Below are 10,193 nucleotides of genomic sequence, written 5' to 3'. Positions count from 1 at the left end.
CGGCTCGGCCAGCCACTCCGGCTCCGACGGTGTGTCGGGCGGCGCCGCATCGCGTTCCCCCGACGTCAGGAACGCGAGCCGCGTCCGGCCCCTCGAACGTTCTTCCCTGATGCCCATGGACGCGACGGTAGAGTGCGCCGCCCACCGAATTGCCGCGACGACCAGGCTTTCCGAATCGGCCTGTGGATCAGTGCGACGTTGTGGATGAATCGCGGTCTTCGTGGTGCAGGGTGGGTTCCGGGCACAGCACGATGCCGATGGCGCCCACCCCGACGTGGGCACCGATCACCGAGCTGAAATCGGTGACGACGAGATCACTGACCTGCGGAATCCGGTCCTTCAGGTGCTGTGCCACCGCCTCGGCGCGCTGCCGGGCATGCATGTGATGCACAGCGACGGCCGTCCTGTCCAGACCTGCCAGCTCCACCGCGGCGTCGACCATCCTGGCCATCGCCTTGGTCGAGGTGCGCGTCTTCTCCTTCAGAACCAGCCGGCCGTCCACGAGATGCAACACCGGTTTCATCGCCAGTGCGGTGCCGAGCAGCGCGGCGGCGGTGCCGATGCGGCCTCCGCGACGCAACTGATCGAGCCTGTCCACCACGATCAGGCAACGCCCGCGGCTCGCGACGTCGACCGCCCGCCGGTACGCGGTCTCGAGGTTCGCACCATCTTTCGCGGCCCGCGCGGCCTCGAGGACCGGGTAGCCCAATCCCATTCCGGCAGACTGGGAGTCGACGATCCGCACCCGGCCGTCGAATTCCTGCGCCGCCTGGCGGCCCGCCTCCCACGTGCCGGACAGCTGGCGGGAGATGTGGACCGCGAGAACGCCTGCGCCCTCACTGAGTTCCAGCGCTGTCGCGTATGCCTCGGACAGCTCGCTCGGCGACGCGCCCGACGTGGTGACATCGGCAAGGTCGTCGGGGAGCTGGTCGATTCCCTCCCGGAAATCCTGGCCACCGCTGAGGACGTGGAGCGGGACCACCTGGATCCCGTACTGCTCGACGAGTTCGGGCAGGATCGAGGCCGAAGAATCGGTGACGACGACGACGGGCATCGGACTACTCGGCTCCGCTCGACACCGGGTCGGCCGGAACCGCACCCTCGGCGGAGTCCGGAACGACTCCCGCCGCGCGGAGCGCGGTCAGCATCGACGCAGCCACCTCGGTGTGTCCGTCCCAGCCCCAGTGGATGCCGTCCGGATTACCCTGATCGCTGAAGACGTTGGCGCGCACCGCCTCCGCGAGGTCGACGAGGGGCACGTTCTTCTCCTCCGACCACGCGGTGATGGCGGCAACGGCACCGGGGCGACCCGCGTGCACCTTGCCGTAGGCCTCGCTGCGATGCACGGACGGCAGGGTGCCGATGACGGGCAGCTCGGGACGCATGTACTCGAGCGCCGCCCGGGAGCTCTCCAGATATTCGACACTCAGCCGCGGGGGCAACGCCACCGGCCACCCCAGCGGGGACAGCCTGGGCTGAAGCCACTGGTAGCCGGTCCGCACGACGCGGCGCAGCGCGGGTGGGCGGACGTAACGCAATTGTTCCCGCAGTGCCGTCGGGAGCGGGGACGGAAGGGAGTCCATGCCGCCGACCGCGAACACGACGGCACCGGCGCGGGGAACCGCCGACCACACGCGTGGGTCCTGGGTCAGCGCCCACCACACGTCGCGGCTGGTCCACCCGATCCGCGCCACCAACTCGACATCCCAACCGAGTTGACGTGCAACGATATTGGGCCAGATGTCGGGGTGGTCGGACGGGAGACCGCCCTTGGGACCGTAGTACGACAGCGAGTCGGCGAGCACGAGCAGTACGGGGCGTTCCCCGGGACCGGCACCCGCGTCAGAGGACGTCACTGGCCACACTCGCAGAAGCGTTCCACACGTCGAGGCGCCAGTTGAGCGAATCGGGGTTTCCGTACGCACTCAGCTGTACCCAGCTGGTGTTGCCCAGCCCGCCCAGCACCGGCCAGCGGTCGACGGGCAGATCCAGCAGTGCGGCGGTCAGGGCGGCGATCACACCGCCGTGCGCGACCAGGACCACCGGCTTCTCCGCCCAGTCCTCGTGCTTCTCGACGAGTTCGGCGACCACCGGCTTGCTGCGGCGTGCGACGTCGATGCGACTCTCCCCGCCGGGCGGTGCCCACGTCGCGTCGCCGCGCCWCGTGGCGCGGGCGCCGGGTGCGCGCGCGTCGACGTCGAGGTGCGTGAGCCCCTGCCAGTCACCGAGGTGCGTCTCGCGGAGGCGCTCGTCGATCTGCACCGGCAGACCGGCGTTGTCGCCGACCTCGACTGCGGTGTCGTAGGCCCGCCGCAGATCGGAGGACACGATGGAGATCGGTCTGCGACCGACGAGCGCGCCGGCGGCGGCGCGGGCCTGCGACCGACCCAGCTCCGACAGTTCGGTGTCGAGCTGTCCTTGCATGCGGTTGTCGGCGTTGTACTCGGTCTGCCCGTGGCGGAGCAGGATCAGACGTCGCGGGGCACGGGGGGCATCCGTCACAGCTCGGACTCCTCCGCCTGGGCGGCGGTGCCCGCACCGTTCGCGTCGGCCGGGCCGTGCTGCCCGAGACCCTCGACGGGCACGGTCGGGCAGTCCTTCCACAGCCGGTCGAGTGCGTAGAAGTTGCGCTCCTCGTTGTGCTGGACGTGGATCACGACGTCGACGAAATCGAGCAGTGCCCAACGGCCTTCGCGGGTGCCCTCGCGCCGCACCGGCTTGTGACCTGCCTCACGCAGCCGATCCTCGATGTTCTCGACGATCGCGTTGACCTGTCGCTCGTTGGGGGCGGAGGCGATGACGAAGCAGTCGGTGATGACCAGCTGCTCGGAAACATCGAGCACCACCACATCGGAGGCCAGCTTCTCGTCGGCAGCCACTGCCGCGATGCGTGCCATCTCGATGGCTTCGGTCGTTGCGCTCACGCGATGTTCTCCCAGTTCGGTTCGAAAAGTGCTGACTAACTCTTGGTCTTGTCCGGGGCCGGTTCGGACATCGTCGTCGCGCCGTCGAGACGCTCGGAGTCCGGTGGCCTGTACAGGTTCCGTTTGGAGATGTACTGGACCACACCGTCCGGCACGAGGTACCACACAGGACGGTGTCGACTGGCCCGCCGCCGACATTCCGTCGAGGAGATCGCCAGAGCCGGGATCTCGATCAGCGTGACCGCGTCCTCCGGCAATGCGTCCAGGTGACCGGCCAGATGTTCGGTGTTGAGATCGAATCCCGGGCGCGACACCCCGACGAACTTCGCCAGCGAGAACAGTTCCTCCCAGTCCTGCCAGGACAGGATACTCGCCAGGGCGTCCGCACCGGTAATGAAGTACAGCTCGGCGTCCGGGTGGTAGCTGCGCAGATCACGCAGAGTGTCGACGGTGTAGGTGACCTTCTCCCGGTCGACGTCCACCCGGCTGACGGAGAAACGCGGGTTCGACGCGGTGGCGATGACCGTCATCAGGTACCGGTCCTCGGCGGGGCTGACGCCCTTGCCCTGCTTCTGCCACGGACGTCCGGTGGGCACGAAGACGACCTCGTCGAGGCTGAATCGATCCGCCACCTCGCTGGCCGCCACGAGGTGACCGTGATGAATGGGGTCGAAGGTGCCGCCCATGACTCCGAGGCGGCGCCGACGCGCGCCCGCTGCTCCCTGTTCCACGAGTGACGAGCTTACGTGTTCACACCGGCAGCAACCCGGCGACCACCGACGCCAGCTRCTGAGCGGATCGGCATTCGTGCATGCTGATGACCTCGTTGTACACCTTGGCCGCCGAGTCGCCCGTTCCCCACTGGCCGCGGGGCTCCGGGTTGAGCCAGTGCGCGTGTTTCGCCACCGATACGAGGCGGGCCAGGGCCTCCAGATTCGGGTCGCGGTAGTTGTTGCGGCCGTCGCCGAGCACCAGCAGCGATGTCCGCGAGGTGATGCTCTGGGTGAACCGCTCGGCGAACACCCCGAACGCGTTGCCGTAGTCGGAGTGCCCGTCGTAGCCGACCAGGTCGGCTTCCCGGATCATCCGCGACATGGCGCTGCCGAGGTCGGCCCCCGCATCGAAGAAGCGGGTGACCTCGTCGGTGGTGTCGATGAACGCGAACACCCGCACCCGGGAGAACTGTTCGCGCAGCGCGTGGACGAGCAACAGGGTGAAGTGGCTGAAACCGGCGACCGAACCCGAGACGTCGCACATCACGACCAGTTCGGGACGCGCCCGGCGGGGCTTGCGCTGGACGAGGTCGATGGGCACTCCGCCGGTGGACATCGACTTGCGCAGGGTCCGCCGCAGGTCGATCGAACCGGCCCGGTTGCGGCTGCGCCGCACGGCCAGGCGGCTGGCGAGCAGCCGGGCCAGCGGGGTGACGTTGCGTTTCAGTGCCGTCAGTTCGGCGTCGGACGCGCGGAGGAAGTCGACTTCCTCGGCCAGCCGGGGCACGCCGTACGACGCCACCCGCTCCTTGCCGAGGTTCTCGGCCGACCGTCGCCGCGTCTCCTTCTCGATCATCTTCCGGAAGTCGGCGATCCGCTGGGCGGCGGTGCGCTTGGCCACCTCGGATTCGTAGCTTTCCGTCGTTCGGGCTTCGCCGTCCTGCTGATTCCCCAGGAGTCCGTCGAGGATCTTCTTCAGCAGGGTTTCCGGCGCGACGTCCCGCAGCGCCTGGTACGCGGAGAACGACGGGCCGTTCCCCGACTGGTACTGGCCGAGTTCCTCGACCATCTGCGCGGTCAGGAGCTCGGTGAGCTCGATCGCCTCCGGTGATCCGTCGGTGAGGAGTTCGACGATCAGCTCGCGCAGCGCCTCGTAGTCGATCTCACCCTTCGCGTTCCGCGGCAGACTCGTGTCGATCGCCCCGTCTGCCCGGCTTCCGACCGCCGCAGGGAACCAGAGTTCGAACAACGCGTCGAACGTGGGCCGGTGGGTGGGCCGCCGCAGCAGCGCGCACGCAAGCCCCTCGCGCAACGATTCGCGGTCGAGCAGATCGAGGACCGACATCACCTGACCGGCGTCGACCGTCTCGGACGGACCGACCGTGATGCCGCGCCGCCGCAACGCCTCGACGAAGTCGACGAGATGCCCCGGCAGCCCGTGCGGCGCCGCGGGACCGCCCGGCTTCGACCGGGACGCGAGTGGACCACCAGCAGCCATGGGGAGTCCTTCAGTTCAGTCGCAGCTCGGCAGCGGCCCGTAGCTGGTCGGATTGGTGTTTGAGGACGACGCCCATCGTGGCGCGCACGGCGTCGTCGTCGAGGGTGTCGAGCCCGAGCGCCAGGAGGGTGCGACCCCAGTCGATAGTCTCGGCAACCGAGGGCAGCTTCTTCAGCTGCATGCCGCGCAGCACGCGGATGGTCCTGACCAGCTGCTCGGCCACCGCCTCGGGCAGCTCCGGCACCCGGCTCGCCAGGATTCGCCGCTCGAGCTCGGCATCGGGGAAGTCGAGATGCAGGAACAGGCAGCGGCGCTTGAGCGCCTCGGACAGTTCACGGGTGGCGTTCGAGGTGAGGACGACGAACGGCTTGCGCGTGGCCGTGATGGTGCCCAGTTCGGGGACGGTGACCGCGAAATCGCTGAGCACCTCGAGGAGCAGACCCTCGATCTCGACGTCGGCCTTGTCGGTCTCGTCGATCAGCAGCACCGTCGGGTCCTCGCGCCGGATCGCGGTCAGCAGCGGCCGAGACAGCAGGAACTCCTCCGAGAAGACGTCCGCCTTGGTGGAGTCCCAGCTGTGGTCGCTGCCCGCCTGGATGCGCAGAATCTGCTTCGCGTGGTTCCACTCGTACAGCGCGCGCGCCTCGTCGACGCCCTCGTAGCACTGCAACCGCACCAGTTCGGCGCCGGTGGTCTCGGCGACGGCGCGGGCGAGTTCAGTCTTGCCGACGCCGGCGGGACCCTCGATGAGCAGGGGTTTTCCGAGCCTGTCGGCGAGGAACACCGCGGTCGCGGTGCCCTTGTCGGACAGGTAGCCGGTTTCGGCGAGCCGAGCGATGACGTCGTCGACGCTCGCGAAGAACGGCGTCGTGGTGGGCAGTGCGCGATCCACGCTCGCTCCTTTCAGAAGGGGTGACGGGCAGAGGGGCTGAGGGAAAGGGGGTGGGCGAAACGCCTAGACCGGGCGGGTGTGCCCGTCACCCCAGACGATCCACTTGGTGGACGTCAGTTCGGGGAGCCCCATCGGGCCGCGCGCGTGCAGCTTCTGCGTGGAGATCCCGATCTCGGCGCCGAATCCGAACTGTTCACCGTCGGTGAAGGCGGTGGACGCGTTGACCATGACGGCGGCGGCGTCGACCCGGGCGGTGAACTCGCGGGCGGCCGCGAGGTCGGACGTCACGATGGCCTCGGTGTGGCCGGTCCCGTAGCGGTCGATGTGCTCGACCGCGGCGTTCAGATCGTCGACCACCTTGAGCGCCACGTCCAGGGTGAGGTACTCCTCCGACCAGTCCGACTCGGTCGCGGGCACCAGACCCGGCAGATCCCCGTGGACCGTCACGCTGTGCGTCTGCAGGGCCTGCAGCAGCTTCGGCACCGCCGTCTCGGCGATCGCGGCGTCGATCAGCACCGTCTCCGCGGTGTTGCAGACACTCGGTCGCCGCGTCTTGGAGTTGAGCAGGATCCGTTCGGCCATCTCCAGGTCGGCCGCCGAGTGGACGTAGACGTGGCAGTTGCCGACGCCCGTCTCGATCGTCGGGACGGTCGCATCGCGCACCACGGCGCTGATCAGGCCTGCGCCGCCGCGGGGAATGACGACGTCCACGAGGCCGCGGGCCTGGATCAGGTGCGTCACGCTGGAGCGGTCGTCGCTCGGCAGCAACTGCACCGCGTCCTCCGGCAGCTGCTGCGCCGCCAGCGACGCCCGCAACGCCACGACCAGCGCCGCGTTCGACTTCGCCGCGGACGAGGAGCCGCGCAGCAGGGCTGCGTTGCCGGACTTGAGTGCCAGCCCGAACGCGTCGACGGTGACGTTGGGGCGGGCCTCGTACACCATGCCCACCACGCCGAGCGGAACCCGCAGCTGACGGAGTTCGAGACCGTTCGGGAGGGTCGAACCGCGCACCACTTCACCGACCGGGTCGGGCAGACCGGCCACCTGACGCAGCCCGGACGCGATCCCCTCGATGCGCTCCGGGGTCAGCCGCAGGCGGTCGAGCAGGGAGTCCTCGGTGCCCGACGCCCTGGCCGTCTCGATGTCGGCGGCGTTGGCGGCGAGGATGTCGGCGGAGGCGGCGAGCACGGCATCGGCCGCCGCATGGAGCGCCGCATCCTTCTGCGCGGTGGTGAGCAGCGCGAGGACCCGCGACGCGGTGCGGGCGCGACGGGCCGCTGCGTGGACGGCTTCACGGGTATCCACCGCGGCACCGGCCGACGAGGTGGAGGTCACTGCAGTCATGAAGACAGCCTATATACCGGGGCCTGTACACCGCGGAGCGGGAACGACTGGGAATGATTTGGTCCCCCGCGCAGGTTGCGACTGGTCGAGACCATCAGAGGCAGGAGTGCTGTAGTGAGCGTGCTGTTCGAACCCATCACCTTCCGCGGAGTCACCATCCCCAATCGGGTGTGGATGGCGCCGATGTGCCAGTACTCGGCCGACGTGACGGGCCGCGACGTGGGAGTTCCCAACGACTGGCACCGGACGCACCTCGTGACGCGCGCCATCGGCGGTGCCGGCCTGATCCTCACCGAGGCGACGGCCGTCAGCCCGGAGGGCCGCATCAGTCCCGCCGACCTCGGCATCTGGAACGACACCCAAACCGAGGCCTTCGCGGAGATCAACGCACAGCTCGAGTACTTCGGCGCGGTCCCGGGCATCCAGCTCGGTCACGCCGGGCGCAAGGGCTCCGCGCACGTCCCGTGGCGCGGGGGCGGGAGCCTCGACGGCGACGATCGGCTGTCCTGGCAGACGGTGGCGCCGAGCGCGATCGGTTTCGGCGACCACACCCCGCCGGCCGCGGCGACGACCGACGACATCCGGAAGGTGGTCGCCGATTTCGCGGCCGCCGCCGAGCGGGCGTCGCGTGCTGGTTTCAAGGTGGTGGAAATCCATGCGGCACACGGCTATCTGCTGCACCAGTTCCTCTCACCGGTCAGCAATCATCGCACCGACGAGTACGGCGGCAGCTTCGCGGGCCGTATTCGCCTCCTGCTCGAGGTCGTCGAGGCGGTACGGGGGGTGTGGCCGGCCGAGTTGCCCGTGTTCGTCCGGGTCTCGGCCACCGACTGGCTGTCCGAGGAGCCCGGCCTCGACGCGGACAGCTGGACGCCGGATCAGACCGTCTCCCTCGTGCAGGCCCTCGCCGATCTCGGCGTCGACCTGGTCGACGTCTCCAGCGGCGGCGTCGCCTCCGCCCGGATCCCGATCGGGCCCGGCTACCAGGTCCCGTTCGCCCGTCGCATCCAGAACGAGACCACGGTCCCGGCCGCCGCCGTCGGGCTCATCACCGAGCCGGAGCAGGCCGAGCGGATCGTGGAGTCGGGAGAAGCCGTCGCCGTGTTCCTCGGGCGCGAACTGCTGCGCGACCCGTATTGGCCGCGAAAAGCCGCACTGGTATTGAATGCCCAGGTGACGCCGCAGATTCCGGCGCAGTACGCCCGGGCGTACTGAGGTTCGGGCCGACAAGCCCCGGTATCCTTTGCTACGGTAATCGCTCTTACAGCTGGTAGTCCCGCACCCCGGACGGTGGGGCGGGACCGAGCCACGAGCCAGAGCCGATCGGCGGGGGCCGCATCGCGCCGAAGGGCCGTGGGCTGCCGAACCCGACCAGCAATCGCCGTGCGGGCGACGAAAAGATGCGTGCATCAGGTACGTGCCCCGCGCGGGTGATAACTGCGCTGGGGAGCGCACGACATGAATGCACCAGATCACTCGATCACGTCGGCCGAGGTGGCCGAATCACCTGATGTCACGGTCACCGACGAGGCCTCCGTCAAACGGGCCGTCAAGGCGACCATGCTCGGTAACGCCATGGAGTGGTTCGACTTCGGCGTGTACGCCTACCTCGCGACCACCATCGGCAAGGTCTTCTTTCCCGAGGCGAGCGGCACCGCACAGCTGCTGTCGACGTTCGCGATCTTCGCCGCGGCGTTCATCGTCCGTCCCCTCGGTGGACTGTTCTTCGGTCCGCTCGGTGACCGGATCGGCCGCAAGAAGGTGCTCGCCACCACGATCATCCTGATGGCGGGCAGCACCTTCGCCATCGGCCTGATCCCGAGTTACGGATCCATCGGGCTCGCAGCGCCGATTCTGCTGGTGCTGTTCCGGCTCGTGCAGGGATTCTCCACGGGCGGCGAGTACGGCGGCGCCAGCACGTTCGTCGCCGAGTACGCGCCGGACAAGCGCCGCGGGTTCTTCTCGAGCTTCCTCGAATTCGGAACCCTCGCGGGGTATGTCGCGGCCGCGGGTCTGGTCACCGTCATCAGCACCGTGGTCAGCGCCGACGCTCTGGTGGACTGGGCGTGGCGAATTCCGTTCCTGCTCGCCGGTCCGCTGGGCCTGATCGGCCTGTACCTGCGGCTGCGGCTCGAGGAGACGCCCGCGTTCCAGCAGATGGAGCAGGCCGAAGAGCGTTCGCTCGCAGACGAATCCACGGGACGCAAACTGCGCGAGACCCTGGTGGAGAACTGGCGCCCGCTGGTGCTGTGCGTCATCCTGGTCGCCACCTACAACATCGCGCACTACGGCCTGCTCAGCTACATGCCGACGTACCTGTCGAACACGCTCGGCTACGACGAGTCGCACGGCCTCGTCCTCATGATCATCGTGATGCTCATCATGATGGTGTGCATCAGCTTCGTCGGGAAGCTGTCCGACCGGGTCGGGCGTAAACCGTTGCTGCTGGCCGGTTTCGTCGGATTCTTCGCGCTGTCGCTGCCCGCGTACCTGCTGATCGGTGTCGGGCACTACTTCACCGTCTTCCTCGGCCTCGCGATGCTCGGCGGGCTGCTGCTGCTGTTCGTCGGCGTCTTCCCGTCGGTCCTTCCCGCGCTGTTCCCCACCGGAATCCGCTACGGCGGCCTGGCGATCGGCTACAACCTCGCGGTGTCGATCTTCGGTGGCACCACACCCCTCGTCCTCACGGCGTTGCAGGATGCGACGGGCAGCGACCTCGTCGCGCCGATGTACATGATGGTCGCGGCCGTCGTCGGCGGTATCGCGGTCCTGCTCATCTCCGAGACCGCCCGGAAGCCGCTGGAGGGTTCACCGCCCGCCGT

Annotated in this window: 10 protein-coding genes; 2 read left to right on the top strand and 8 right to left on the bottom strand. The window is 68.7% G+C overall.

Translation table 11 applies throughout. The features are described 5' to 3' along the window. Window positions 1-187 precede the first annotated feature (187 nt). The 8 genes from AC1D1G_RS35170 to AC1D1G_RS35135 all read right to left on the bottom strand — a co-directional run bounded on the left by AC1D1G_RS35170 (window position 188) and on the right by AC1D1G_RS35135 (window position 7,371). Window positions 188-1,054: a DegV family protein gene (locus tag AC1D1G_RS35170; RefSeq protein ID WP_477955725.1), complete on the bottom strand. Its 867-nt coding sequence runs from the start codon at window positions 1,052-1,054 to the stop codon at window positions 188-190. 4 nt (window positions 1,055-1,058) lie between these two features. Next, window positions 1,059-1,856 (bottom strand): diglucosylglycerate octanoyltransferase, encoded by a 798-nt coding sequence (gene octT, locus AC1D1G_RS35165; RefSeq protein ID WP_283333619.1) that lies wholly within the window; start codon window positions 1,854-1,856, stop codon window positions 1,059-1,061. Then, the gene (locus AC1D1G_RS35160; protein ID WP_477955724.1) at window positions 1,843-2,502 is read right to left on the bottom strand and encodes a histidine phosphatase family protein; all 660 of its coding nucleotides are present in this window, start codon (window positions 2,500-2,502) and stop codon (window positions 1,843-1,845) included. Before AC1D1G_RS35160 ends, octT begins: the two co-directional genes overlap by 14 nt. Next, a complete protein-coding gene (gene rsfS / locus AC1D1G_RS35155; RefSeq protein ID WP_105415022.1) occupies window positions 2,499-2,924 on the bottom strand; it encodes a ribosome silencing factor in 426 nt (141 codons plus the stop codon). The genes AC1D1G_RS35160 and rsfS overlap by 4 nt, the downstream gene beginning before the upstream one ends. A gap of 35 nt (window positions 2,925-2,959) precedes the next feature. Continuing rightward, window positions 2,960-3,610 carry a nicotinate-nucleotide adenylyltransferase gene (gene nadD / locus AC1D1G_RS35150; protein ID WP_005261284.1) on the bottom strand — a complete coding sequence of 217 codons (651 nt, stop codon included), beginning with the start codon at window positions 3,608-3,610 and terminating at the stop codon, window positions 2,960-2,962. 64 nt (window positions 3,611-3,674) lie between these two features. Then, window positions 3,675-5,135: a vWA domain-containing protein gene (locus AC1D1G_RS35145; RefSeq protein ID WP_477955721.1), complete on the bottom strand. Its 1,461-nt coding sequence runs from the start codon at window positions 5,133-5,135 to the stop codon at window positions 3,675-3,677. Window positions 5,136-5,145: 10 nt separating this feature from the next. Next, window positions 5,146-6,027 carry an AAA family ATPase gene (locus AC1D1G_RS35140; protein WP_005261286.1) on the bottom strand — a complete coding sequence of 294 codons (882 nt, stop codon included), beginning with the start codon at window positions 6,025-6,027 and terminating at the stop codon, window positions 5,146-5,148. A gap of 63 nt (window positions 6,028-6,090) precedes the next feature. Further along, window positions 6,091-7,371 carry a glutamate-5-semialdehyde dehydrogenase gene (locus tag AC1D1G_RS35135; protein WP_280782399.1) on the bottom strand — a complete coding sequence of 427 codons (1,281 nt, stop codon included), beginning with the start codon at window positions 7,369-7,371 and terminating at the stop codon, window positions 6,091-6,093. A gap of 114 nt (window positions 7,372-7,485) precedes the next feature. On the opposite strand from AC1D1G_RS35135, the gene AC1D1G_RS35130 reads away from it, so the two are divergent. Together AC1D1G_RS35130 and AC1D1G_RS35125 are read left to right on the top strand one after the other, a co-directional pair. Then, entirely contained in the window at window positions 7,486-8,586 is a 1,101-nt protein-coding gene (locus AC1D1G_RS35130; RefSeq protein WP_283333616.1) for an NADH:flavin oxidoreductase/NADH oxidase, read from the top strand. 243 nt (window positions 8,587-8,829) lie between these two features. Next, on the top strand, window positions 8,830-10,193 hold a 1,364-nt coding region (locus tag AC1D1G_RS35125; protein ID WP_477955720.1), incomplete at its 3' end, for an MFS transporter.

It is taken from the genome of Rhodococcus sp. P3_B8, from assembly GCF_056402775.1.
The sequence above is the reverse complement of the archived record's forward strand: the minus strand, read 5'-3'. Positions and strand labels throughout refer to the sequence as shown.

What these genes read in the sequence shown, in the direction of transcription:
- nadD (WP_005261284.1), bottom strand. Translation starts at nt 3,610, where the DNA reads ATGGGCGGCACCTTCGACCCCATTCATCACGGTCACCTCGTGGCGGCC.
- AC1D1G_RS35170 (WP_477955725.1), bottom strand. Translation starts at nt 1,054, where the DNA reads ATGCCCGTCGTCGTCGTCACCGATTCTTCGGCCTCGATCCTGCCCGAA.
- AC1D1G_RS35135 (WP_280782399.1), bottom strand. Translation starts at nt 7,371, where the DNA reads ATGACTGCAGTGACCTCCACCTCGTCGGCCGGTGCCGCGGTGGATACC.